Here is a 23,392-nt window from a genome sequence, read left to right as displayed (position 1 = left end):
GACATTCATGGGTGCCCCCGCTCAATCTTCCAGCGGATCATGGCCCCAGTTCATCAGCGACCTGCGCCAGCGGGTGTCGCGGACGTCGCCCTTCGGCCGCTGCGCCATGTGGCGATGCACGTAGCCGATGACCTTGCGCATGTCGGCCCAGTCGGCCTCGGTCAGCTCGTCCTGCTTGCGGGCTTTGATCGCCAGGATCCGCTCGCCCATGTGGTGGCCGACCGATTCGTGCTGCTCCGGGCCGGTCACCTTCTTGCCGCCCGGCGCCATGCCGACCGAGCGGCTTTCCTCGCTCTCCAGCCAGTGGCGCAGCTTGGCGGGGGTCATGTTCACCACCCGGCGGAACTCGGCGAGGGTCTCCTTGCGGTCCGCCGCCTCCGTCATGCGGCATGTCCCAGGGCCTTGGCCAGCTCGCCCTTGGTCATGCGGGAGCGGCCGCGAATGTCGCGCTTGCGCGCCTCGGCCATCAGCGCCGCCTTGGTGGTTCCCCCGGCATCGGCGGCATGGCGCGCCTTGGCGGCCTTGCGCGCCACGTCCTTGGGCTGGGCGCTGAACTGGCGGCCCTGGCGGCTGTCGGCGCGCTTCTTCGCCGTGCTGCGGCGGTATTCCTCGTCGGAAAGCGATTCGCGCGCCTTGCGGGGCAGGTAGCGCTCGCCGGTGCTGCCGCTCTTGCGGCCGGACTTGGTGCCCCAGTCCTCGCGCTGCCACTGCTCCAGGTGGTTGTCGGCCGACTTGCGGCCGCGATAGCCGCCGCCTTCCGCCTTGTATTCGCTGACCGCGAGCTGCGCCTTGCGGGCCGACCACTGGCCGGGCTTGCCGCCCTTGGCCCCGCGCGTGACCGCCCGCTTCACCTTGTTCCAGAGCGCGGGGTCGGTCTTTTCCGCCGTTCCTGCCATTTCGCCATCTCCGCTGCGCCCGCCTGCAACGTGAGGAAGCGCCGCCCGGTTGCCGCGCGGGGTGTTCAACCGAGTCGCAGCACCGGGTGGAAGGCGCCCAGCGTCTCGAAGGCGCAAAGGGCGGGTGGGGGGAAGCGCAGCACCGGGTGGCGGGTGGCGAAGCCTTCCCCCATCCGGCGCTGCGCCGCCGCGAGCGCGGCTGCCTCGGCCGGGTCCAGCCAGGCCAGGGAATAGTTCAGCGTCAGGTGGAAGGCGTGGCGGCGATGGTTGGGCTGCCGGAGGCCGAGCGCCCGCGCCAGGTCCTCCCTCAGCGCGGCGAGCCGCCCCGCGGTGGCGGCGTCGCACGGCTCCAGCCACAGCACGGTGCCCCCGCCGGAGGTCGGACCCAGCCCGGCCGGGCGCATGGCGAAGCCGCCGGGTGCCCGCAGCCCGTCCAGGCGTTCGGCGAAGGCGCGCGTCACCTCAGGAATTGGCGCGTCGAGCGGCAGGCCCGCCGGCCAGTCCCGTGGCCGGCGGGCGCGGTCGTGCACGCCGTTGAACACCGTCATGTGAAAGCTGGCGGGATCCAGCGGCGCCAGCTTCGCGCCCCAGCCGGGTGCCCGGGCCAGTTCGGCGGCCATGGCGGCCAGGGCTGCGTGTTCCGGCGCCTCCGCCGGCAGCAGGCAGAGCACCGTGTTGCCCGGGAAAGGCAGCGGCGCGCCACTCCGGGCGAACTTCACGCCAGGCACGGGGTGCGGCTGGCCGGCCCTGCCGGCCAGGCGGGCGATGGCGGCGGCATCAGGTGGCATGCGCGGTCCTTCGGCGGTGGCGACCGCATGAGCGGGCATCCCGCGGCCCTTGCGAAGGGGGCGCCTTGGCAGCCGGCGTGCCCGGCGCCACCCTGTGGCGCAGGAACGGGAGGAGGCGGCCATGCGGGTGGGCGTCATCGGCTTGGGCAGCATGGGGATGGGCGCGGCGCGGTCGCTGCTGCGGGCCGGGCTGGAGGTGACGGGGTGCGACCCCCGCCCGGCGGCGCGGGAGGAGTTCATCGCGGCCGGCGGGAGGGCGGTGGCCAGCGCCGGCGCGTTGCCGCAGGGCACCGAGGCGCTGGTGGTGCTGGTGGTGAACGCCGCGCAGACCGAGGCGGCGCTGTTCGGGCCGGAGGGCGCCCTGCCCCGCCTGGCCTCGGGCGCGGCGGTGCTCTCCTGCGCCACCATGGCGCCGGACGCGGCCCGCGCCATCGCCGCGAAACTGGAACAGGCCGGGATGCTGCCGCTCGACGCCCCCGTTTCCGGCGGCGCGGCCAAGGCGCGCGAGGGCGCCATGACGGTGATGGCGGCCGGCGGCGCCGCGGCCTTCGACAAGGCGGCGCCGGTGCTGGAGGCCATCGCCACCAAGGTCTGGCGGCTGGGCGAGCAGCCCGGCATCGGCGCCACCGTGAAGGTGGTGCACCAGCTCCTCGCGGGCGTGCACATCGCGGTGGCGGCGGAGGCCATGGCGCTCGGCATCCGCGCCGGGGCGGACCCGAAGGCGCTCTACGACGTGGTCACCTCGGCCGCCGGCAACTCCTGGATGTTCGAGAACCGCATGGCGCGGGTGCTGACCGGCGACGATGCCCCCCGCTCGGCGGTGGACATCTTCGTCAAGGACCTGGGGCTGGTGACGGAGATGGCGCGCGCGCTGGCCTTCCCGGTGCCGCTGGCGGCGCAGGCGCAGCAGCTCTTCACCGCCGCCCATGCCATGGGGCAGGGCCAGAAGGACGACGGGTTCGTCATCCGCGTCTGGCAGGCGATGACGGGGATCGCCCTGCCGGGGGATGAAGAGGCGGGGGATGAAAAATAAGGCTGTGGGAGTGAACTCCCCCAGACCCCCTCCTTTTTCTGTCGATTCCCGGCGCGGCTTGCGGCGAAGGCGCGTCCGATGATCAGCGCACGGATGGCCGCCGAAGCTGTCGCGGCCCCGGCGTGGGCGCGTCTAGCCAGAGCGACAAAATGACAGAAAAGCAGGAAGAGGAGGTTCGGGGGAGAATGAATTCTCCCCCGGTTCCGCCGCCCCTGCGGGCCGGCGCGGCCTAGTTCTCTTCCTCGCGGTCCGTCTCGACCTCGATGTCGGTGTCGATGTCGTCCTCGCTGTCCTCGAGGTCCTCGGAGTCGTCCAGCGACTCGTCGGTGTCCACGTCCTCCAGGTCGACATCGTCGCTGTCGGCCTCGGGGGCAGGGCGCTTCTTGACCTTCTCCTCCACCGGCGCGGCGGCGCGGCGCAGGCGCGGCTGCTCGGCCGGCTGCTCGGTGCCGCATTTCGGGCAAACGGCAGGCTGGCGGGCGAGGTCGTAGAACTTTGCGCCGCAGGCGACGCAGGTGCGTTTCAGACCCAGTTCGGGCTTGGCCATCAGCGTGAGTATCCCGGGAAAAAGGGGCCAGGCGCGGGCCGGCCGCGAAACAGGGGCGCGCATTGCCACGCCCCCCGGCTCCATGTCAAACCCTCGCTCCGTGGAACACGAAGCGAATGCACGGCCGTTGCGCGCCACCCGGCCGCAGAAGGGCCTCTCCGGCCGCCTCACCGTCGCCGGCGACAAGTCGATCAGCCACCGCGCGCTGATGTTCGGCGCCCTCGCCGTCGGCAGCACCGAGATCACCGGGCTGCTGGAAGGCGAGGACGTGCTGCGCACCGCCGCCGCCATGCGCGCGCTCGGCGCCACGGTGGAGCGGCTGGGCCCCGGCCACTGGCAGGTGGCCGGGCGCGGCGTCGGCGGCCTCACCGAGCCGGCCGACGTGCTGGACATGGGCAATTCCGGCACCGCCGCGCGGCTGATCTGCGGCCTCATCGCCGGCCACCCGATCTTCGCCGTGCTGACCGGCGACGCCTCGCTGCGCAAGCGGCCGATGAAGCGCGTGACCGATCCGCTGGCCGCCTGCGGCGCCCGCTTCGCCGGCCGCGAGGGCGGCCGGTTGCCGCTCGCCATCAAGGGCGCCGCCGAGCCGCTGCCGCTGGACTACACCCTGCCGATGGCCTCGGCGCAGGTGAAGTCGGCCGTGCTGCTGGCGGGGCTGGGCGCGCGCGGGGTGACCCGCGTGGTCGAGCCGGAGGCGAGTCGCGACCACACCGAGAACATGCTGCGCCATTTCGGCGCCACCGTGCGGGTGGCGCCGCAGGGGCATGGCCGCGTCATCGAGCTGGAGGGCCAGCCGGAGCTGGTCGCCGCGCCGGTGGCGGTGCCGGGCGACCCTTCTTCCGCCGCCTTCCCGCTGGTGGCGGCGCTGCTGGTTCCGGGCTCCGAGGTGACGGTGGAGAGCGTCGGGCTGAACCCGCTGCGCACCGGGCTCTTCACCACCCTGCGCGAGATGGGCGCCACGCTGGAGGTCAGCGACGCGCGCACCGAAGGCGGCGAGCCGATGGGCGACCTCACCGCCCGCCACGGCGCGCTGCGCGCGGTGGACGTGCCGGCCGAGCGGGTGCCCTCCATGGTGGATGAGTACCCGGTCCTGGCCGTGGCGGCCGCCTGCGCCCAGGGCGTCAGCCGCTTCCGCGGCCTGGCCGAGCTGCGGGTGAAGGAGAGCGACCGCGTGGCCGCCACCGCCGCGCTGCTCGCCGCCAACGGGGTGAAGGTGGAGATCGAGGGCGACGACATGCTGGTGCACGGCGTGGGTGGCGCGCCGCCCGGCGGCGGCCGGGTCGTCACGCACATGGACCACCGCATCGCCATGAGCGCCCTGGTGCTCGGACTGACGACCGAGGCGCCGGTGGCGGTGGATGACTCGAGCTTCATCGACACCTCCTTCCCCGGCTTCGCCGAGCTGATCAACCGCGCGGCGGGCGGCGACGCCCTGCAGCGCCTGAACCGCCCGGCCCGGGCGTGAACCCCACGCCGGACGCCGGCGGCCGCGGCCTCGCCGGGGTCGTCATCGCCGTGGACGGGCCGGCGGCGGCTGGCAAGGGCACGCTGGCCCGCCGCCTCGCCGCCGAGCTGGGCCTGCCCTACCTCGACACCGGCCTGCTCTACCGCGCCACCGGCCGCCGGTTGCTGGATGCCGGGGCCGACCCGCGGGACACCCTCGCCGCCGAGGCGGCAGCCCGCTCCCTTTCCCCCGCCGACCTGGAGCGCCCGGACCTGCGCGGCCCCGAGGCCGACCGCGCGGCCAGCGCCGTTGCCGCCATTCCCGCCGTGCGCGCCGCGCTGCTGGACTGGCAGCGCGGCTTCGGCCGCACCCATGGCGCGGTGCTGGACGGGCGGGACATCGGCACCGTGGTCTTTCCCGACGCGCCGGTGAAGCTGTTCGTCACCGCCAGCGACGAGGAGCGCGCCCGCCGCCGCTGGCTGGAACTGCGGGGGCGTGGCGTGACAGCCGAGCTGCCGGCGGTGCTGGCCGACCTCCGCGCGCGGGACGCGCAGGATGCCGGCCGCGCCGTGGCGCCGCTGAAGCCGGCGGCCGATGCCCTGCTGCTGGACACCACCGCTTTGGATGCGGAAGCCGCCTTCCGGGCCGCGCGCGCCCTGGTGGCGGAGCGCCTCGGCCTCTGAGGCCGGTCCTCCGCTTCCTGGCCCAGACTGGAATGGGAGAGCTGCGCCAGGCGGCGCCCACCCCCCAAACCTTCTTCTTTCTCTGTCAGTTTTCGGTTTCGCCGACGGCGAGAACGGTTCTGGCCGCAAGCGCGGCGCCCGCTCCGGCGCGAGCGCGCGCCGCCGATGCAACAGGCTGATGGAAAAGAAAAAAGTGCGGGTCTGCGGGAGAATTCATTCTCCTCCCGCTTCTTTGGAAAGGGGCTCACCGCTCCGGTTTTCACGCGTCGGCGAAACGTTGCGCTCCTGTCCGAATCCCCTTGACGCCGAGGGGCTGACTGGCCTAGGCGAACGCTGAACCCTGTCACCGGCCGGTGCCGGGGTGTCCGGCTCTCTGCGGTGCGCTGACCAGGCGCCCGCGCCACCGGACCGGAACGGGCGGGCCGCAATTCCGCTTATCGCAACAGGGCCGAACGGCGCCGCCTGCAGAGGCAGGCGCCCGGCCAAGTCGTGCTCGCGCAGGCGGGGGCGCAAGAATCCCTCCGGGAGCCTCCCGGGCGGATCAGGAACACACTGCTACATGGCACATGCCGACAGCCTTTCCATGACCCCGGCCGGTGGCGAGGACTTTGCCGCCCTGCTCGACGCCACCCTGGGCGCCGACACCGGCTTCGCCGGCTCGGTCGTCACCGGCAAGGTGGTCCGGGTCGACGACGATTTCGCGGTCGTGGATGTCGGGCTGAAGAGCGAGGGGCGGGTGCCCCTCAAGGAATTCGCGCCGCAGGGCCAGAAGCCCGAGGTGAAGGCCGGCGACACCGTCGAGCTGTTCGTCGAGCGCTATGAGGACAAGGACGGCTCGATCGTCCTGTCGCGTGAGAAGGCGCGCCGCGAGGAAGCCTGGACCAACCTGGAGAAGGCGTTCAACGCGCAGCAGCGCGTCAATGGCGTCATCTTCGGGCGCGTGAAGGGCGGCTTCACCGTCGATCTCGGCGGCGCCGTGGCCTTCCTCCCGGGTTCCCAGGTGGATATCCGCCCGGTGCGCGACGTCGGGCCGCTGATGGGCTCGCCGCAGCCCTTCCAGATCCTGAAGATGGACCGCGCCCGCGGCAACATCGTCGTCAGCCGCCGCGCGGTGCTGGAAGAGACGCGCGCCGAGCAGCGTAGCGAGCTGATCCAGGGCCTCAAGGAAGGCATGATCCTGGACGGCGTGGTGAAGAACATCACCGACTACGGCGCCTTCGTGGACCTGGGCGGCGTGGACGGGCTGCTGCACGTCACCGACATCGCCTGGCGCCGCATCAACCACCCCTCCGAGGCGCTGTCCATCGGGCAGCAGGTCCGCGTGCAGGTCATCCGCTTCAACCCCGAGACGCAGCGCATCTCGCTGGGCATGAAGCAGCTGATGTCCGACCCGTGGGAGGGCGTGTCGATCAAGTACCCGGTCGGCGCCAAGTTCACCGGCCGCGTGACCAACATCACCGACTACGGCGCCTTCGTGGAGCTGGAGCCGGGCGTCGAGGGCCTGGTCCACGTCTCCGAGATGAGCTGGACCAAGAAGAACGTCCATCCGGGCAAGATCGTCGCCACCTCGCAGGAGGTCGACGTGATGATCCTGGACGTGGACGAGCCGAAGCGCCGCATCAGCCTCGGCCTCAAGCAGGCCCAGGGCAACCCCTGGGAGCTGTTCCTCGAGGCGCACTCGCCGGGCTCCATCGTCGAGGGCGAGATCCGCAACATCACCGAGTTCGGTCTGTTCGTGGGTCTGGCTCCCGAGATCGACGGCATGGTGCACATGTCCGACCTTTCCTGGGACGTCCCTGGCGAGCAGGCCATGGCCGACTACAAGAAGGGCGACATGGTCAAGGCCAAGGTGCTGGACGTTGACGTCGAGAAGGAGCGCATCTCCCTCGGCATCAAGCAGCTGGCCGCCGACCCCGCCGCCGAGGTGCTGGACCGCGTCCGCAAGAACGACATCGTCACCTGCATCGTGACGAAGGTCGAGCAGAACGGCATCGAGGTGAAGGTCGAGGACGTGCTCACCGGCTTCATCCGCCGCGCCGAGCTGGCCCGCGACCGTGGCGACCAGCGCCCCGACAAGTTCGCCATCGGCGAGAAGGTCGATGCGAAGGTCACCGCCGTGGACCGCGCCGCCCGCCGCCTGGCCCTGACCATCAAGGGCAAGGAAGTGGAGGAGGAGCGCGAGGCGATGAAGGAGTACGGCACCGCCGACTCCGGCGCCTCCCTGGGCGACATCCTCGGCGCGGCCATCCGCCGCCGCAACCAGATGGCGGGCGACGAGTAATCGTCGGCTCTTCCTTCTGGAGGAACCGCAGCGCCCCGGGTGGTCCGCCACCCGGGGCGTTTGCTTTTCGCGGTGCCCCCGGCGCGGTGCGAGGGCAAGCCTTGACCCGGCGGCCCGCCCGCCGCCATTGATGCGCGCAGCATGAGCGCCCCCCTGGAACACGACCTGCTGGTCGATCGCCGCCGCCTCAAGCGCCGCCTGCTCGGCTGGCGCGTGGCGGCCGTCATGCTGGCCGCGGCGGCGCTGTTCGCCCTGTTCGGCACGAAGCTGGAGACGACGCGGGCGCATCTGCTGCGCTTCAGCGTAGAGGGCGCCATCGGGGACGACCACCGCATCACCGAGGCCATCGCCCGCGCGGCGCGCGACCCGGCCGTGCGCGGCATGATCCTGTCCATCGACAGCCCCGGCGGCACGGTCGCCGGCGGCGAGGGGCTGCACGCCGCGCTCACCCGCTTCCGCGCGCGCAAGCCGCTGGTGGCGGTGATGCGCGGCACCGCCGCCTCGGCCGCCTACATGATCGCCCTGCCGGCGGAGCGGATCTTCGCGCGCGAGTCCACCGTCACCGGCTCGATCGGGGTGATCCTGCAGTCCTTCGACGTCAGCGAGCTGCTGACCATGCTGGGCGTGCAGGCGGAGATGCTGACCTCCGGGCCGCTGAAAGGCGTGCCGAGCCCCTTCCGCCCGCTCGCTCCGGAGGGCCAGGCCGTGCTGGAGGCCGTGCTGCGCGACCTGCACGGGCAATTCGTCGGCATGGTGGCGGCGGGCCGCAAGCTGCCGCGCGAGCAGGTGGAGGCGCTGGCCGATGGCCGCATCTACACCGGCCGGCAGGCGCTGGACCTCAAGCTGGTGGATGCCATCGGCGGCGAGCCGGAGGCGCGCGCCTGGCTCGCGGGCACGCATGACATCCCGGCCGATCTGCGCGTGCGCGACCTCGACCCGCGCGACGCGGTGGAGCGCGCGCTTGGCTTCTCCGTGCATGCGCTGACAAAAAGCCTGATATCAGAATGGCTTGCAATTGACGGCCCGCAGGCTGTTTGGCAGCTTCCGCGATGAGGTGCCGCGGGCGCGCTTGCGGTCCTGCGGCGGGGTGGCAATCTTCCGGCCGGGGTTCCGGCGCGGGGCAGGAGGCAGGCGGGCCATGACCAAATCCGAACTGATCGCGCAATTGGCCGCGGCCAACCCGCATCTGCGCCAACCGGACGTGGAGCTGATCGTCAGCACCATCTTCGACGAGATCACCGCCGCGCTGGCCCGCGGCGACCGGGTGGAGCTGCGCGGCTTCGGCGCCTTTTCCGCCAAGCAGCGCGACCCGCGCACCGGCCGCAACCCGCGCACCGGCGAGTCCGTGCCGGTCGCGGGCAAGTCCGTTCCCTATTTCAAGCCCGGCAAGGAACTGCGCGAGCGCGTCAATGGCGGCCCGCTGCAGGCGCCGAAGCGCAGCCCCCGCACCACGGTGACCTCTCCATGACCATCATCGGCCTCCTGCTCACCGCCCTGCTGCTGCTGGTGCTGGTGCTCTTCGCCGTCTCCAACGCCGCGCCGGTGGCGCTGCAGCTCTGGCCCTTTGACGTGAGCTGGGAGGTGCCGCTGGCCGGTGCGGTGCTCGGTGCCGCAGCGCTCGCCTTTCTGCTGGGCGCGCTGCTGACCTGGGGCAGCGCCCTGCACTACCGCCGCCGCGCCCGCAGGATGCAGCGGGCCGCGCAGCTGCTGGAAGCCGAGCTGGCCGAGATCCGCGCGCAGCAGGATGCGGCCAGCCCGGTTCCCTCCACCGCGCCGGCGGCTTCCACCGCCCTGGCGCCGACCCACTGAGATGCGCGCCAAGCCCAATCGCACCGGCCTGATCGCCGCGCTTGACACGCCCGACGCAGTTCGGGCCGAGGCCTGGGCACGCGCGGTGGCGCCGCATGTCGGGCTGGTGAAGGTGGGGCTGGAGCTGTTCTGCGCCGCCGGCCCGGCGGTGGTGTCCCGCATCGCCGCGCAGCGGCCGGTCTTCCTGGACCTGAAGTTCCACGACATCCCGAACACCGTGGCCGGGGCGGTGCGCTCGGTCTGCGCCACCCGCCCGGCCATGCTGACCCTGCACGGCGGCGGCGGCGGCGCCATGATCGAGGCCGCCCGCCGCGCCGCCGAGGACAGCCTGGGCGAGGCGAGGCCCGCCATTCTGGCGGTGACGGTGCTGACCAGCTTCACCGCCGCCGGCCTGGCCGAGACCGGCGTCGCCGGCGGCCCGGTGCAGCAGGTGCTGCGCCTGGCACGGCTGGCGCTGGAGGCCGGTGCGGACGGGCTGGTCTGCTCGCCGCATGAGATCTCCCGCCTGCGCGACGCCTTTGGCCAGGCGCCGCTGCTGGTGGTGCCCGGCGTCCGGCCGGCGGGCAGCGACAAGGGCGACCAGGCGCGCGTCGCCACGCCCGAGGACGCCGCCGCCGCCGGGGCGGACTGGCTGGTGGTGGGGCGCCCGATCACCGCCGCGCCCGATCCTGCCGCCGCGGCGGCCGCCATCGCCGGCAGCCTGCCAGGCTGAGATGAGCGGTCCTCTCCCCAAGGTGCAGGTCAAGATCTGCGGCATCAACGACGCGGCGGCCTATGACGCGGCCTGCCACGCCGGGGCCGACTGGGTCGGCTTCGTTTTCTACCCGCCTTCTCCCCGAGCGGTGACGCCCGAGGAGGCCGGCGAACTGGCGGCACGCGGCGGCACCGGGCGCCGCCCGCTCTGCGTCGGCCTGCTGGTGGACGCCAGCGATGCCGAGATCGGCGAGGTGCTGAAGTCCGCGCCGCTCAGCCTCCTGCAGTTGCACGGCATGGAGAGCCCGGAACGTTGCGCCGCCATCCGCGCGCGCTTCGGCCTGCCCGTCATGAAGGCGCTTGGCATCGCCACGCCGGAGGATCTCGGGCTGCTGGAGGCCTATGCTCCGGCCGTGGACCGCTTTCTGCTCGATGCCAAGCCGCCGCGCGGCGCCGCCCTGCCGGGCGGGAACGCCGCCAGCTTCGACTGGTCCCTGCTGGCCGGGCACCCGATCCCCCGCCCCTGGATGCTGGCCGGCGGGCTGACGCCGGCCAACGTCGCCTCCGCCATCCGCGCGACCGGCGCTCCCGCGGTGGATGTGTCCTCGGGCGTCGAGCGGATGCGCGGCGTGAAGGACCCGGTGCTGATCGCCGCCTTCGTCGCGGCCGCGCATGCGGAGCAGGAGTAGAAAGGCTGGGGGAAGGAATTCCCCCAAGCCCCCGTCTTCCTTTTCCGAGTTTCCCGCCCAAGCCGCCCGCGCGCGCCAGAACTGACAAAAAGAAGCAGGGGGTCCGGGGGAATTCATTCCCCCGCGCTTTTCCTTCCCCTATCCCCATATGGCAGGGCGCGCTAACAGTCGGTGCCGTCTGGAGGGAAGCGTGAACCAGCCTCTGCCCAATTCCTTGCGCCAGGGCCCCGATACGCGGGGCCGTTTCGGTCAGTTCGGCGGACGTTATGTCGCCGAGACGCTGATGCCGGTCATCCAGGAGGTCGAACAGGCCTACAATGCCGCGCGTCAGGACCCGGCCTTCATGCAGGAATGGCGACGGCTGCTGAAGGACTATGTCGGCCGCCCCAGCCCGCTCTGGCTCTGCGAGCGGCTGACGGAGCACCTTCGCGCGGGCAGCGCGGGACCGGACCTCGGCGCCAAGGTCTACTTCAAGCGCGAGGAGCTGAACCACACCGGCGCGCACAAGATCAACGCCGTGCTCGGCCAGATCCTGCTGGCCCGGCGCATGGGCAAGCCGCGCATCATCGCCGAGACCGGCGCCGGGCAGCACGGCGTGGCCACCGCCACCGCCTGCGCCCTCTTCGGCCTGAAGTGCATCGTCTACATGGGCGCCACCGACGTCGAGCGGCAGCAGCCCAACGTCTTCCGCATGAAGCTGCTGGGGGCCGAGGTGATCCCCGTCACCTCCGGCGCCGGCACGCTGAAGGACGCGATGAACGAGGCGATGCGCGACTGGGTCGCCAACGTCGCCGACACCTACTACTGCATCGGCACCGTCGCCGGCCCCGCCCCCTTCCCGCAGATGGTGCGCGACTTCCAGTGCGTGATTGGCGAGGAGACGCGGCAGCAGGTGCTGGCCGCCGAGGGGCGCCTGCCGGACGCGCTGGTCTGCGCCGTTGGCGGCGGCTCCTCCGCCATGGGGCTGTTCCACCCCTTCCTCGATGACGCCGAGGTGCGGATCATCGGCGTCGAGGCGGCCGGGCGCGGCATGGAATCGGGCGAGCACGCGGCCGCCATCGGCGGCGGGCGCCCGGGCGTGCTGCACGGCAACAAGACCTACCTGCTGCAGAACGGCGACGGGCAGATCCAGGAGGCGCATTCGATCTCCGCCGGGCTGGACTATCCCGGCATCGGGCCGGAGCATTCCTGGCTGCACGAGATCGGCCGCGTGGAATATGTGGCCATCACCGACCAGGAGGCGCTGGACGCCTTCCAGCTCTGCTCGCGGCTGGAGGGCATCATCCCGGCGCTGGAATCGGCGCATGGGCTGGCGCATGTGCTGAAGCTCGCGCCGACCATGGCCAAGGACGAGATCATCGTCCTCAACCTGTCCGGCCGCGGCGACAAGGACATCTTCACCGTCGCCAAGCACCTGGGAGAGTCGCTGTGAGCCGCATCGCCGCCCGCTTCGCGCAGCTCAAGGCGGAGGGCCGGGGCGCGCTGATGCCCTTCCTGGAGGCCTACGACCCCGATCCCGCGACCTCCATGGCGCTGCTGCGCGGCCTGCCTGGCGCGGGGGCGGACCTGATCGAGATCGGCGTGCCCTTCACCGACCCGATGGCCGACGGACCGACCGTGCAGCGCGCCGGGCAGCGGGCGCTGAAGGCGGGCGGCAGCCTGGCCGGGGCGCTCGCCATGGTGCGCGACTTCCGCCGCGAGGATGACGAGACGCCGGTGGTGCTGATGGGCTACCTGAACCCCATCCTCTCCTATGGCATCGAGAGCTTCTGCACCTGCGCCGCCGATTCCGGCGTGGACGGGCTGATCGTGGTGGACATGCCGCCGGAGGAAGCCGACGAGCTGGCCGGGCCGGCGCGCGAGCAGGGGCTGGACCTGATCCGCCTCGTCGCCCCCACCACCCATGACGCGCGGCTGCCCAAGGTGCTCGAAGGCACCAGCGGCTTCATCTACTACGTGGCCATCACCGGCATCACCGGCACGCGCAGCGCCACGCAGGAGGCGCTGGCCGCGGCCATTCCGCGCCTGCGCCGGCATACCGACCTGCCGATCGCCATCGGCTTCGGCGTGCGCACGCCGCAGCAGGCCGCCGAGGCGGTGCAGGTGGCGGACGGCGCCGTGGTCGCCTCGGCGCTGATCGAGACCCTCGCCGCCAGCCTGGACGAGAAGGGCCGCGCCCGGCCGGACACGCTGCGCAAGGTGCTGGACCAGGTGCGCGGCCTCGCCGAGGCGGTGCGCGGGGCGCGCGTTTCCGCCTGAAGCCGCGCGCCGGGCAAACCAGGGCCCCTGGTTCGCCGGACAAGGCAAGCTTGGGGGAGTGAACTCCCCCCTCCCCCCGCCTTCTTCTGCCAGTTCCCGGCGCGGCGGCGCTGATCCTCCCGGCCTGTGGCGCGGCAACTTCCCGAGGCCATGGCGGGTTCAGCCGGCACGTATCGGAAGGAGGCCCGCATGAGTCGCTGGCAATGGCTCTGGCGGCGGCTGACGCGTCGCCTGTGGTTCCGCGCGGCGCTGTTCACGCTGCTCGCCGTGGCCACCGCCCTGGTGGCCTCGGTGGCCGAGCCTTTCATTCCCTACAAGATCACCGTCAGCATCGGCGCCAAGGCGGTGGACAACATCCTCGGCATCCTGGCTTCCAGCATGCTGGCGGTGACCACCTTCTCCCTCACCGCCATGGTCTCGGCCTATTCCGCCGTCACCAACAACACCACCCCCCGCGCGACCCGCCTGGTGATCGAGGACCGGACGGCGCAGAACGCCATCGCCACCTTCCTCGGCAGCTTCCTGTTCAGCGTCGCCGGCATCGTCGCGCTCAGCACGGGGATCTATGGCGAGAACGGGCGGGTCATCCTGTTCGTCGTCACCATCCTGGTGATCGCCTGGATCGTGGTCACCCTGCTGCGCTGGATCGAGCGGCTCTCCGGGCTGGGCCGCGTCGAGGAGACGGTCATGCGCGTGCAGGAGGCGACGCGTCAGGCGCTGCGGCAATGGGTGGACCGGCCCCATCTGGGAGCCCGACCCTCCGTGCCCCAGCCGGAGGCCGCGCACCAGGTCTTTCCGGAGGAGCGGGGCTACCTGCAGCATGTCGATCTTGGCCGGCTTTCCGAGCTGGGCGAGGAGATGGGGCAGGCGGTGCATCTGCTGGCGCTTCCCGGCACCTACCTGCACCCGCACCGGGCGATGCTCTGGCTGGAAAGCCCCTGCGAGGAGGATGTGGCCAAGCATCTGCGCGCGGCCTTCACCCTCGGCAGCAACCGCTCCTACGACCAGGACCCGCGCTTCGGGATGATCGTGCTCTCGGAGATCGCCTCCCGCGCCCTTTCGCCGGCGGTGAACGACCCCGGCACGGCGATCGGCGTGCTCACCGCGGGCGGGCAGCTGCTCGCCGAATGGGCGGAAGGCCAGGCGCGCGTCCGGCCGGAAGGCCCGCTGCCGCATGTCCATGCGCCCAGCCTTTCGGCGGAGGACCTGTTCGACGACTTCTTCCAGCCCATCGCGCGCGATGGGGCGGCCATGCTGGAGGTGGGCATCCGGCTGCAAAAGACGTTGCAGATGCTGGCGCCACTCGGCGGGTTCCGGTTCACTGCCCGGCGGCATTCGCAGGCGGCCCTGGAGCATGCGGAAAAGGCGCTCGGCATGGCCTCCGAGCGCCGGATCCTGCGCGAGTTGGCGCTCACCGAACCGCAGACCGCCGCATGAGCTGACAGAAAGACGACGGGGTCCGGGGGAATCCCTCCCCTCAGGCCTTGCCTCACTCGCCCGGCACGTTGTTCCGCAGCTCGGCCAGCCAGGCGTTGGCGTTGCCATCCGAAGGCGCGCGCCAGTCGCCGCGCGGGGAGAGCGAGCCGCCCGCCACCACCTTCGGCCCATTGGGCAGGGCCGAGCGCTTGAACTGCGCGAAGCCGAAGAAGCGCTGCAGGAAGACCTCCAGCCACTGCCGGATGGTCGGCAGGTCGTAGGCCTTGCGGCTGGCCTCCGGGAAGCCGGGCGGCCAGGTGCCGCGCGCCGCCTCGCCCCAGGCCTGCAGCGCCAGGAAGGCGATCTTGGAAGGGCGGAAGCCGTAGCGCAGCGTGTAGAACAGGTTGAAGTCCTGCAGCGCGTAGGGGCCGATCCTGGCCTCGGTGCTCTGGAGCTGCTGGGTCTCGTCGTCGGCCGGGATCAGCTCGGGCGAGATCTCGGTCTCCAGCACGGATTGCAGCGTCTCGTTCACGCCCGCCTCGAACTGGCCGGAGGCGATGACCCAGCGGATCAGGTGCTGGATCAGCGTCTTCGGCACCCCGCCATTGACGTTGTAGTGCGACATCTGGTCGCCCACGCCATAGGTGCACCAGCCCAGCGCCAGCTCGGACAGGTCGCCGGTGCCGAGCACCATGCCGCCGTGGCGGTTGGCGGCGCGGAACAGGTAGTCGGTGCGCAGGCCGGCCTGGACGTTCTCGAAGGTCACGTCATAGACCGGCTCGCCCCTGGCGAAGGGGTGGTCGAGATCGGCCAGCATCTGCCGGGCGGCCGGGCGGATGTCCAGCTCGTGCGCGGTGACGCCGAGCGATTCCATCAGCCGGTGGGCGTTGGTCTTGGTGCCGGCGGAGGTGCCGAAGCCGGGCAGCGTGTAGGCGATGATGTCGCTGCGCGGGCGCCCCATGCGGTCCAGCGCCTTGGCGGCGACGATCAGCGCCTGGGTGGAGTCGAGCCCGCCCGAGACGCCGATGATGATCTTGCGGTTGTTCGTCGCCTGGCAGCGCTGGACGAGGCCGGAGACCTGGATGTTGTAGGCCTCGTAGCAGTCCTGGCTCAGCCGCTCCGGATTGGCCGGGACAAAGGGGAAGCGCTCCACCGCGCGGCGGAAGCCGATGTCCTCCATTGGCGGGTCGAGCCGGAAGGCCACGGTGCGGAAGTCGCGGGCGTGCAGGCGCTGGTTGTCGTCGAAGCTGCCCTGGCGGGCACGCTCCTGGCGCAGCAGGTCGAGGTCCACGTCGGCGACGACGACCTGGTCGGCCTCGGGGAAGCGGTCGCTCTCCTGCAGGATGGCGCCGTTCTCAAAGATCGAGACCTGGCCGTCCCAGGCGAGGTCGGTGGTGGATTCCCCCACGCCCGCCGCGGCGTAGAGGTAGGCCGCCAGGCAGCGGGCGGATTGCGACTGGCAGAGCAGCCGGCGCGTGTCCGCCTTGCCCACGGTGATGTTGCTGGCGGAAAGGTTGGCGAGCACGGTGGCGCCGGCCAGGGCGGCCGTGGCGCTGGGCGGCACCGGCACCCAGAAGTCCTCGCAGATCTCGGCGTGCAGCACGAGGCCGGGAAGGTCCTCGGCGGCGAAGAGCAGGTCCGGGCCGAAGGGCGCGCGCTGGCCGCCGAGGGCGATCTCGCCGCCCTCGGTGCCGGCGCCGGAGGCGAACCAGCGGCGCTCGTAGAATTCGCGGTAATTCGGCAGGTGGAGCTTCGGCACCACGCCGAGCAGCCGACCGCGCTGGATGGCGACGGCGGTGTTGTACACCCGCCGTCCATGCCGCAGCGGCGCGCCGACCAGCAGCACCGGGCGCAGCGCGGCGGAGGCCGCCAGCAGCGTGCCGATGGCCCGTTCCACCGCGTCCAGCAGCGTGTCCTGCAGGTGAAGGTCGTCGATGGCGTAGCCGGAGAGCGACAGCTCGGGGAAAACCGCGAGCGCGGCCCCCTCGGCGTCGCATTGTCGCGCGGCCGCCAGGATGGCCTCGGCATTGGCGGCGGGATCGGCCAGGGTGCAGCGCGTGGTGCAGGCCGCGACGCGCGCGAAACCGTGGCGATAGATGGCGTGGAAGCTCATGCGCGCAGCCTGCCCTTGCAGCGGGCTTTCCGTCCAGTCACCTGCCCGCGCAAGGGGAACGCGGCGGCTCCGCCGGGGGTTCCCTTTCCCGCCGTGAAAAGGACCGGCCCGGCCAAGCCTGGGGGGTGTCCGCACGGGCAGTGCGGGCCGGCAGGGATGGGGCGCCTTGCCTCCTCCCTCCTCCTCCGCCGCTCCCTGCGCTCCCTGCGCTCCTGGCGCTCCCTGCGCTCCTGGCGGACAGCGCCAGAACGGGCCAGAGGAGGGGAAGCCGGGGAGTTCTTTCTTTCCCCCATCTTTTCAGCCGCGCCGGAAGGTGAGCACCCGGCTGCGCTGCGAGACAAGGCGCAGCTCGTCGGGCGCCGCCAGCCAGAGCGCGAAGCGGCTGCGCGAGGGCGGGGACGCACGCTCCGCCAGCGCCTTGCCGGGGCCGAGGGGGCGCAACGCCGTCCACTGCCGGGGCTGGCCAGGCAGGCATAGGCGGCCTCCCTCGGCCACGGTCAGCCGGGCCTCGCAGCCCAGTTCCTCGCCCACCCAGTCGCCGAGCAGGCGCGGATCGAGCGCGGCGTCCTCCGGCACGGGCAGCAGGCGGCATTCCTGGTGGCCGAGGCTGCCTTCCAGCGTGCCGTCCGCCGCCGCCCGCACGGCGAAGGCCAGATGCGCCTGCAACCCATGCACCAGCCCGCCGCCTCCCTGGGTCAGGGCCTCCTGCGCGCCCAGCAGGAAAAGCGAGTCGCCCGTGGATTCCACCCAGAACGGGCCATCCGCCTGCGCGAAGAGGCCGGCGGGAAGACGGCCGGCTGGCGGCAGGGTCAGCCCCGCCAGCGCCGCCATGACCGCAAGGGACAGGCGATAGGCGCCGGTCTCCTCGCGGTTGCTGAGGACGATGACGCCGGCGCCCAGCTCCGGGGCCAGCAGCAGGTGGTTCTTGTAGCCCGGCAGCGAGCCGCCATGGCCCCAGAGCACCGGCCCTTCCAGCGGAACGCGGGAGAGGCCGAGGCCATAGCCGGTCTCGCGCCCGTCCCGCAGCTTGCCGGAGCGGGTGAGCGCCTCCCACAGCCCGGCCGTGCCGCCCTGCCCGGCCAGCAGGCGCAAGGACCAGCGCATCAGCGCCTCGGCCGAGCAGGCGAGGCCGCCCGAGGCCGAGTAGTTCAGCCCGTAGCGGCCGCGCCGCCAGCCAAGCCCGGCGTCGCGCCAGTACCCGGTGGCGAGGCCGGGCACCGGCACCGTCTCGTCTTCCGGATAGAAGAAGCCGAGGCCTGGGAAGTGCCGCTCCAGCAAGGCGCCCAAGGGGGCGGGGAGCGCCGACTCGGCCAGCCGGTAGCCGGTGTTGGTGTAGGAGATGCTGGCGCCAGGCGCGAAGTTCAGCCTGGGCAGGGCGCGCGCCATCGCCAGCAGGGTGGCGCGGCCGAAGCTCGCGCTGGCGGGCACGCCCAGGAGGCCGAAGCTCTCCACCAGGTCCGGCAGGCCGCCGGTCATGCCCAGCGCGCGGCCGAGCGGCACGGCGGCGACCGCCTCCGGCAGGTCCGGCACCAGCGCGCCGAGCGGGGCCGCCATGTCCATCCCCTCGCGCAAGGCGACGGCGCAGAACACATGCTTGGTGATGGAGGCCAGCCGCGTCGGCGTCGCGAGGCCGAAGGGCAGGCCGTGCTCGATGCTGGCGAGGCCGCGCGCCTCGACGAAGCGCGGTCCGGAGGCGTCGAAGCCGAGCACCAGGCCCCCCGGCTCGTCCGCCCTCCAGCCCGATACCAACTCGGCCGCGCAGGACGCCGCCTGCCGCCAGGAGAGAGACATCGTCGCAGCTTCCCCACTGTTCCGGGCGGACCACGGCCGCCGTGCTTCGCTCCGCCCGATCCCAGGCGCGTTGTCAACCGGCGCGTTGTCAACCGCGGCGGGGGCAAACAGATGACAGGCCAGATCGCTGGCCCGCCCCGCCCCTTCCATGGGCCGCAGCGACAGCGCAGATCACGCGTGGAGCCTCGCGCCGCAGCACGCTACCTTGCGCCCTCCCTCTGATCCTTGAGGAGCGGCAGCATGGCCCGATTTCTACCCGTAGCGCCTTTCGATTGCGTCGTCTTCGGCGCGACGGGCGACCTGACGATGCGCAAGCTCCTGCCCGCGCTCTACGACCGTTTCCGGGACCGGCAGTTCTCTCCGACCAGCCGCATCATCGCCGTCGCGCGCACCGCCATGGAGACCGAGGAATACCGCGCCAAGGCGGAGGCGGCGCTGCGCCAGTTCGTCACTCCGGCCAGCCTCGATGCCGAGACGCTGCAGGGCTTTCTTGCCCTGATCCGCTACCAGACGGTGGACGCGCTTTCCGACGAGGGCTGGGCGGCCCTGGTCGCCATCCTCAAGGAGCGGCCGGAGCAGGTGCGGCCCTTCTACCTCGCCACCTCGCCCGAGCTTTACGGCCCGATCTGCCAGAAGCTCGCGCGGCATGGCGGGCTGCACCCGCTTTCCCGCGTGGTGCTGGAGAAGCCGATCGGCCACGACCTCGCCTCGGCGCGCGCCATCAACAACGCGGTGGGCGAGGTGATGCCGGAGTCGCAGATCTTCCGCATCGACCACTACCTCGGCAAGGAGACGGTGCAGAACCTGCTGGCGCTGCGCTTCGCCAACCCGATCTTCGAGCGGCTGTGGCACGCCGACATGATCGACCACGTGCAGATCACGGTGGCCGAGACGGTCGGCGTGGAGGGGCGCGGCGGCTACTACGACCGCTCCGGCGCGCTGCGCGACATGGTGCAGAACCACATGCTCCAGCTGCTCTGCCTGCTGGCCATGGAAAGCCCGATCTCGCTCGACGCCGACGCGGTGCGCGACGAGAAGCTGAAGGTGCTGCGCGCCCTGCGCCGGGTGGAGCCGCACGAGGTGAACAGCTTCACCGTGCGCGGCCAGTACACGGCGGGGGCGGCCAACGGCCACCCGGTGCCCGGCTATCTCGCCGATATCGGCGGCACCGAACGCAGCCTGACCGAGACCTTCGTGGCGCTGAAGGTGCAGGTGAACTCCTGGCGCTGGGCCGGCGTGCCCTTCTACCTGCGCACCGGCAAGCGGCTGCCGCGCAAGGTTTCCGAGATCGTCATCCAGTTCCGCACGCCGCCCTTCAGCATCTTCCCGCGCGAGCAGCATGACCTGCAGCCGAACCGCCTGCTGATCCGCCTGCAGCCCGAGGAAGGCATGCGGCTGGAGATGATGACCAAGGAGCCCGGCCCCGGCGGCCTGCACCTGCGCCCGACCGGCCTCGACATCAGCTTCGAGAAGACCTTCGGCATCCGCTACCCCGACGCCTATGAGCGCCTGCTGATGGACGTGGTGCGCGGCAACACCACCCTCTTCATGCGGCGCGACGAGGTGGAGGCCGCCTGGGGCTGGGTCGAGCCGCTGCTGGAGACCTGGGCCGAGCGCCCGGAGGGACCGCGCCCCTATGTCGCGGGAAGCTGGGGGCCGACCGCGGCGATCGCCATGATCGAGCGTGACGGGCGCACCTGGTACGAGAGCGAGGACTGAAAAGGGGAAGGCCGGGGAAGGAACTTCCCCGGCCTTACGCTTCCGGCAGCGCCGCCTGCTGCTCGTCCTTCAGCCCGATCCCCGTTAGCTTCAGCCGCAGCGCCTCGGCCATCAGCCAAGCGAGCTTGTCGGCCGCGGCCGCATAGGAGAGCCCGCCGGACTGGTGGATGTTGGAGATGCAGTTGCGCTCCGAGTCCCGCCGCCCGCTTTGCGGGGCATGGGTGAGGTAGACGCCCAGGCTGTCCGCCACCGAAAGCCCGGGCCGCTCACCGATCAGCATGGCACAGAGCCGCGCGCCAATGGCGGCGCCGATCTCGTCGCCCAGCGCCACCCGTGCCTGGGTGGCGATGACGACGGGCGCGACGCGAAAACCCGGCAGCCGGGCCAGGGTGGCATTCAGCAACGGAACGGCATGCCGCTGCACCGCCGTGGCGGAAAGTCCATCGGCCAGCACGAAGACCGCATCCCACTCGCCGCGCGGGAGCGCCTCCAGGCAGGCCGGTTCAAGCCGGCGCCCGAGGTCCGGGCGGCGCAGATAGGTGCCGCGCTCCGGCGCCTGGCTGCGCACGGCGACATGCGGCCGCCCTTCCAGCGCGGCGGCAAGCGCATCGACGTCCAATGCGGCATGAACCGCATCCCGGGCGCGGGCATGGGCGAGCTGGAAGTCGAGCACCGCCTCCAGCGGCGGCGCGTCGCCGCGGCGGCCGAGGCCGATGCGCGCCGGGGTCATCCGCCGCAGCGGGGTCCAGGGATCGGTCGCAGGGGTGTCGCGCTCAGGCGGCATCGGCGACGCCTCCGCCCGCCAGCAGGCGGCGCGTCGGGGCTTCCGCCAGGGGGCGGATGCGGCCGGCATCGTCCATCATGCCCATCGCCTCCAGCCAGGCCTCGAACTCCGGCGCGGCGCGCAGGCCGAGCGTGGAGCGGAGATAGAGCGCGTCATGGAAGGAGGTGCTCTGGTAGTTGAGCATGACGTCGTCGGCGCCCGGCACGGTGATGATGAAGTTGCAGCCGGCGACGGCGAGCAGCGTCATCAGCGTGTCCATGTCGTCCTGGTCGGCCTCGGCATGGTTGGTGTAGCAGACGTCCACCCCCATCGGGACGCCGAGCAGCTTGGCGCAGAAGTGGTCCTCCAGCCCGGCGCGGATGATCTGCTTGCCGTCATAGAGGTATTCCGGCCCGATGAAGCCGACCACGGTGTTCACCAGCAGCGGGCGGAAGGCGCGCGCGACGGCGTAGCTGCGGGCCTCCACCGTCTGCTGGTCGATGCCGTGATGCGCCTCGGCGGAAAGGGCGGCGCCCTGGCCGGTCTCGAAATACATGACGTTGTCGCCCACCGTCCCGCGCTTGAGGGCCAGCGCGGCCTCCCGCGCCTCCCGCAGCACGGAGAGGCTGACGCCGAAGCCGGCATTGGCCGCCTCGGTGCCGGCGATGGACTGGAACACCAGGTCCACCGGCGCGCCGCGCTCGACGAGGCGGATGGCGTTGGTCACATGCGTCAGCACGCAGGTCTGCGTCGGGATGGCGTGGCGGGCGCGCAGCCCGTCCAGCATCTCCAGCAGCGCCAGGCAGTTGGGCAGGCTGTCGGTGGCCGGGTTGACGCCGATCACCGCATCGCCCGCGCCGAGCAGCAGCCCGTCCAGCGTGGCGGCGGCGATGCCGCGCAGGTCGTCCGTCGGGTGGTTGGGCTGCAGGCGGGTGGCCAGCCGCCCGGGCAGGCCGACCGTGCTGCGGAAGGCGGTGACCACCCGGCAGCGGCGCGCCACCGCGATCAGGTCCTGGTTGCGCATCAGCTTGGAGGCGGCGGCGGCCATCTCCGGCGTCAGCCCCGGCGCCAGGGCGGCCAGCGCCTCGGCGGAGGCCGCGTCGGAGAGCAGCCAGTCCCGCAGCCCGCCCACCGTGAGGTGCCGGACGGCGGCGAAGGCGGCCAGGTCCTGCGTGTCCTGGATCAGCCGCGTCACCTCGTCCCGCTCGTAGGGGACCAGCGGCTCCTCCAGGAAGCGGGTCAGCGGCAGGTCGGCCAGCACGGCGCGGGCGGCGATGCGCTGGGCGTCGCTCTCGGCCGCCAGCCCGGCCAGCTCGTCGCCCGATCGGCGGGGGGAGGCCTTGACCAGCACCGCCCGCAGGTCGTCGAAGCGGTGCCGCTCGCCCCGGAAGTCGCTGACATAGCGGCCCATCGCCACCTCCCTCCGCAGAGGCGGCCAGCCTAGCATTCCCCTCCCCGCGGCCAACACCGGATTGCGCCCCGGCGGCGCGCGCAGGGCCGCTGGCTTGACGGGATTTCCGGGCACTCCTAACCCATCCGGGCAACCGCTTGGACCGGCCCGGCAGCGGGCCAGGGGAGGACCTGCCTTGCAGTACGTCATCGAGGCCCCGCAGCCGGCCACCGTGCCGGTCGAGGGCGAGACCGCCGTCTTCCCGGTGCGCCGCATCTGGTGCGTCGGGCGCAACTACGCCGACCACGCCCGCGAGATGGGCCACGACCCCGACCGCGAGCCGCCCTTCTTCTTCGCCAAGCCGGCGACGGCGGTGGTGCCCGGCGGCGGCAGCCTGCCCTTCCCCGTGCAGACCAAGGACCTGCACCACGAGATCGAGTTGGTCGTCGCCATCGGCAAGGGCGGCAAGGACATCGCCGTGGAGGACGCGCTCTCGCACGTCTATGGCTATGCCGTCGGCCTGGACATGACCCGGCGCGACATCCAGGCGGAAGCCAAGAAGCTCGGCCGGCCCTGGGAACTGTCCAAGGGCTTCGACCAGTCCTGCCCGATCAGCGCCATCGTTCCCGCCGCCAAGATTGGCCATCCCGGCAAGGGCAAGATCGAGGTCAGCGTGAACGGCAAGGTGCAGCAGACCGGCGACATGAACCAGATGATCTGGTCCGTGCCGGAAAGCATCGCCTACCTCTCGCGCTACGTGGAACTGCTGCCGGGCGACCTGCTGATGACCGGCACGCCGGCCGGCGTCAGCGCCGTAAAGCCGGGCGACAGCCTGCACGGCACCTGCGAGGGCGTCGGCGAGGTGCGCGTCACCTACGCGGGGTGAGGAAAAGGTCGGGGGGAAAGAATTCCCCCCGCCCCCCCATCTTCTTTCTTCGAGTCCCCACGCCCGCGGCAAGGGTCGCGCCGGAACACAACCGCTGGGGCTGTTTGAGCCCCGGCGTGCGCGCGCGGAACCAGCGCAGCCAAACTGCCAGAAAAAAGAAGAGGGGGTCCGGGGGGAGAATTCATTCTC

General features: G+C 72.0%; 22 protein-coding genes. 14 read left to right on the top strand and 8 right to left on the bottom strand.

All coding sequences use genetic code 11. The annotated features are described in order from the left end of the window. Positions 1-21: 21 nt before the first annotated feature. From E0493_RS06125 to E0493_RS06115, 3 genes are all read right to left on the bottom strand, one after another. Positions 22-384, bottom strand: coding sequence for a DUF3140 domain-containing protein (locus E0493_RS06125; RefSeq protein ID WP_160936051.1), 363 nt, complete (start codon positions 382-384; stop codon positions 22-24). After that, positions 381-896, bottom strand: coding sequence for a DUF5872 domain-containing protein (locus tag E0493_RS06120; RefSeq protein WP_160936050.1), 516 nt, complete (start codon positions 894-896; stop codon positions 381-383). Before E0493_RS06120 ends, E0493_RS06125 begins: the two co-directional genes overlap by 4 nt. A 65-nt stretch (positions 897-961) precedes the next feature. Continuing rightward, positions 962-1,684, bottom strand: coding sequence for a DUF1868 domain-containing protein (locus E0493_RS06115; RefSeq protein ID WP_160936049.1), 723 nt, complete (start codon positions 1,682-1,684; stop codon positions 962-964). A gap of 121 nt (positions 1,685-1,805) precedes the next feature. Between E0493_RS06115 and ltnD the strand changes: the two genes are divergently transcribed. Then, a complete protein-coding gene (ltnD, locus tag E0493_RS06110; RefSeq protein ID WP_160936048.1) occupies positions 1,806-2,717 on the top strand; it encodes an L-threonate dehydrogenase in 912 nt (303 codons plus the stop codon). Positions 2,718-2,946: 229 nt separating this feature from the next. Here the strand turns inward: ltnD and E0493_RS06105 are convergent, their stop codons facing one another. Beyond that, complete coding sequence (locus E0493_RS06105) at positions 2,947-3,264, bottom strand: TIGR02300 family protein (protein ID WP_160936047.1); 318 nt, start codon at positions 3,262-3,264, stop codon at positions 2,947-2,949. Positions 3,265-3,346: 82 nt separating this feature from the next. Between E0493_RS06105 and aroA the strand changes: the two genes are divergently transcribed. From aroA to E0493_RS06050, 11 genes are all read left to right on the top strand, one after another. Next, positions 3,347-4,732 (top strand): 3-phosphoshikimate 1-carboxyvinyltransferase, encoded by a 1,386-nt coding sequence (gene aroA, locus E0493_RS06100; RefSeq protein ID WP_160936046.1) that lies wholly within the window; start codon positions 3,347-3,349, stop codon positions 4,730-4,732. Then, entirely contained in the window at positions 4,729-5,394 is a 666-nt protein-coding gene (gene cmk / locus E0493_RS06095) for a (d)CMP kinase (protein ID WP_160936045.1), read from the top strand. The genes aroA and cmk overlap by 4 nt, the downstream gene beginning before the upstream one ends. A gap of 559 nt (positions 5,395-5,953) precedes the next feature. Then, complete coding sequence (rpsA, locus tag E0493_RS06090; RefSeq protein ID WP_160936044.1) at positions 5,954-7,675, top strand: 30S ribosomal protein S1; 1,722 nt, start codon at positions 5,954-5,956, stop codon at positions 7,673-7,675. Between the two features lie 141 nt (positions 7,676-7,816). Next, on the top strand, positions 7,817-8,728 hold the full coding sequence (gene sppA, locus E0493_RS06085; RefSeq protein WP_160936043.1) for a signal peptide peptidase SppA: 912 nt from the start codon (positions 7,817-7,819) through the stop codon (positions 8,726-8,728). Between the two features lie 85 nt (positions 8,729-8,813). Then, positions 8,814-9,143 carry an integration host factor subunit beta gene (gene ihfB, locus E0493_RS06080; RefSeq protein ID WP_160936042.1) on the top strand — a complete coding sequence of 110 codons (330 nt, stop codon included), beginning with the start codon at positions 8,814-8,816 and terminating at the stop codon, positions 9,141-9,143. Next, entirely contained in the window at positions 9,140-9,484 is a 345-nt protein-coding gene (locus tag E0493_RS06075; protein ID WP_160936041.1) for a lipopolysaccharide assembly protein LapA domain-containing protein, read from the top strand. The genes ihfB and E0493_RS06075 overlap by 4 nt, the downstream gene beginning before the upstream one ends. Position 9,485: 1 nt before the next feature. Beyond that, positions 9,486-10,196, top strand: coding sequence for an orotidine-5'-phosphate decarboxylase (gene pyrF / locus E0493_RS06070; protein ID WP_160936040.1), 711 nt, complete (start codon positions 9,486-9,488; stop codon positions 10,194-10,196). A 1-nt stretch (position 10,197) separates the two neighbouring features. Next, positions 10,198-10,866, top strand: coding sequence for a phosphoribosylanthranilate isomerase (locus E0493_RS06065; RefSeq protein WP_160936039.1), 669 nt, complete (start codon positions 10,198-10,200; stop codon positions 10,864-10,866). 190 nt (positions 10,867-11,056) lie between these two features. Further along, a complete protein-coding gene (gene trpB, locus E0493_RS06060) occupies positions 11,057-12,298 on the top strand; it encodes a tryptophan synthase subunit beta (RefSeq protein WP_367614461.1) in 1,242 nt (413 codons plus the stop codon). Then, the gene (gene trpA / locus E0493_RS06055; protein ID WP_160936038.1) at positions 12,295-13,125 is read left to right on the top strand and encodes a tryptophan synthase subunit alpha; all 831 of its coding nucleotides are present in this window, start codon (positions 12,295-12,297) and stop codon (positions 13,123-13,125) included. Before trpB ends, trpA begins: the two co-directional genes overlap by 4 nt. 189 nt (positions 13,126-13,314) lie before the next feature. Next, positions 13,315-14,562 (top strand): DUF2254 domain-containing protein, encoded by a 1,248-nt coding sequence (locus E0493_RS06050; protein WP_160936037.1) that lies wholly within the window; start codon positions 13,315-13,317, stop codon positions 14,560-14,562. 52 nt (positions 14,563-14,614) lie between these two features. Here the strand turns inward: E0493_RS06050 and E0493_RS06045 are convergent, their stop codons facing one another. Both E0493_RS06045 and E0493_RS06040 read right to left on the bottom strand, forming a co-directional pair. After that, a complete protein-coding gene (locus E0493_RS06045) occupies positions 14,615-16,654 on the bottom strand; it encodes an NAD(+) synthase (protein ID WP_160936036.1) in 2,040 nt (679 codons plus the stop codon). 297 nt (positions 16,655-16,951) lie between these two features. Beyond that, entirely contained in the window at positions 16,952-18,445 is a 1,494-nt protein-coding gene (locus tag E0493_RS06040) for a serine hydrolase domain-containing protein (RefSeq protein WP_160936035.1), read from the bottom strand. A 240-nt stretch (positions 18,446-18,685) separates the two neighbouring features. Between E0493_RS06040 and zwf the strand changes: the two genes are divergently transcribed. Further along, positions 18,686-20,164, top strand: coding sequence for a glucose-6-phosphate dehydrogenase (gene zwf / locus E0493_RS06035; RefSeq protein ID WP_160936034.1), 1,479 nt, complete (start codon positions 18,686-18,688; stop codon positions 20,162-20,164). Between the two features lie 34 nt (positions 20,165-20,198). On the opposite strand, the gene eutC is transcribed toward zwf, so the two are convergent. Together eutC and E0493_RS06025 are read right to left on the bottom strand one after the other, a co-directional pair. Then, on the bottom strand, positions 20,199-20,948 hold the full coding sequence (gene eutC, locus E0493_RS06030) for an ethanolamine ammonia-lyase subunit EutC (protein WP_160936033.1): 750 nt from the start codon (positions 20,946-20,948) through the stop codon (positions 20,199-20,201). Further along, on the bottom strand, positions 20,938-22,338 hold the full coding sequence (locus E0493_RS06025; RefSeq protein WP_160936032.1) for an ethanolamine ammonia-lyase subunit EutB: 1,401 nt from the start codon (positions 22,336-22,338) through the stop codon (positions 20,938-20,940). The genes eutC and E0493_RS06025 overlap by 11 nt, the downstream gene beginning before the upstream one ends. 175 nt (positions 22,339-22,513) lie before the next feature. On the opposite strand from E0493_RS06025, the gene E0493_RS06020 reads away from it, so the two are divergent. Continuing rightward, positions 22,514-23,203, top strand: a complete 690-nt coding sequence (locus E0493_RS06020; protein ID WP_160936031.1) for a fumarylacetoacetate hydrolase family protein — start codon at positions 22,514-22,516, stop codon at positions 23,201-23,203. Positions 23,204-23,392 lie beyond the last annotated feature (189 nt).

Origin of the sequence: Teichococcus coralli (genome assembly GCF_009829925.1) — a bacterium.
GTDB classification, from domain to species: domain Bacteria; phylum Pseudomonadota; class Alphaproteobacteria; order Acetobacterales; family Acetobacteraceae; genus Pseudoroseomonas; species Pseudoroseomonas coralli.
Note: the sequence above shows the minus strand (reverse complement) of the source record. Positions and strands in the feature narration are given on the sequence as shown.

Excerpts from the sequence above, each read along its gene's own strand:
- E0493_RS06125 (WP_160936051.1), bottom strand. The coding sequence starts at position 384 with ATGACGGAGGCGGCGGACCGCAAGGAGACCCTCGCCGAGTTCCGCCGG.
- E0493_RS06120 (WP_160936050.1), bottom strand. The coding sequence starts at position 896 with ATGGCAGGAACGGCGGAAAAGACCGACCCCGCGCTCTGGAACAAGGTG.
- E0493_RS06115 (WP_160936049.1), bottom strand. The coding sequence starts at position 1,684 with ATGCCACCTGATGCCGCCGCCATCGCCCGCCTGGCCGGCAGGGCCGGC.
- ltnD (WP_160936048.1), top strand. The coding sequence starts at position 1,806 with ATGCGGGTGGGCGTCATCGGCTTGGGCAGCATGGGGATGGGCGCGGCG.
- E0493_RS06105 (WP_160936047.1), bottom strand. The coding sequence starts at position 3,264 with ATGGCCAAGCCCGAACTGGGTCTGAAACGCACCTGCGTCGCCTGCGGC.
- aroA (WP_160936046.1), top strand. The coding sequence starts at position 3,347 with ATGTCAAACCCTCGCTCCGTGGAACACGAAGCGAATGCACGGCCGTTG.
- rpsA (WP_160936044.1), top strand. The coding sequence starts at position 5,954 with ATGGCACATGCCGACAGCCTTTCCATGACCCCGGCCGGTGGCGAGGAC.
- sppA (WP_160936043.1), top strand. The coding sequence starts at position 7,817 with ATGAGCGCCCCCCTGGAACACGACCTGCTGGTCGATCGCCGCCGCCTC.
- ihfB (WP_160936042.1), top strand. The coding sequence starts at position 8,814 with ATGACCAAATCCGAACTGATCGCGCAATTGGCCGCGGCCAACCCGCAT.
- E0493_RS06075 (WP_160936041.1), top strand. The coding sequence starts at position 9,140 with ATGACCATCATCGGCCTCCTGCTCACCGCCCTGCTGCTGCTGGTGCTG.
- pyrF (WP_160936040.1), top strand. The coding sequence starts at position 9,486 with ATGCGCGCCAAGCCCAATCGCACCGGCCTGATCGCCGCGCTTGACACG.
- E0493_RS06065 (WP_160936039.1), top strand. The coding sequence starts at position 10,198 with ATGAGCGGTCCTCTCCCCAAGGTGCAGGTCAAGATCTGCGGCATCAAC.
- E0493_RS06050 (WP_160936037.1), top strand. The coding sequence starts at position 13,315 with ATGAGTCGCTGGCAATGGCTCTGGCGGCGGCTGACGCGTCGCCTGTGG.
- E0493_RS06045 (WP_160936036.1), bottom strand. The coding sequence starts at position 16,654 with ATGAGCTTCCACGCCATCTATCGCCACGGTTTCGCGCGCGTCGCGGCC.
- E0493_RS06040 (WP_160936035.1), bottom strand. The coding sequence starts at position 18,445 with ATGTCTCTCTCCTGGCGGCAGGCGGCGTCCTGCGCGGCCGAGTTGGTA.
- zwf (WP_160936034.1), top strand. The coding sequence starts at position 18,686 with ATGGCCCGATTTCTACCCGTAGCGCCTTTCGATTGCGTCGTCTTCGGC.
- eutC (WP_160936033.1), bottom strand. The coding sequence starts at position 20,948 with ATGCCGCCTGAGCGCGACACCCCTGCGACCGATCCCTGGACCCCGCTG.
- E0493_RS06025 (WP_160936032.1), bottom strand. The coding sequence starts at position 22,338 with ATGGGCCGCTATGTCAGCGACTTCCGGGGCGAGCGGCACCGCTTCGAC.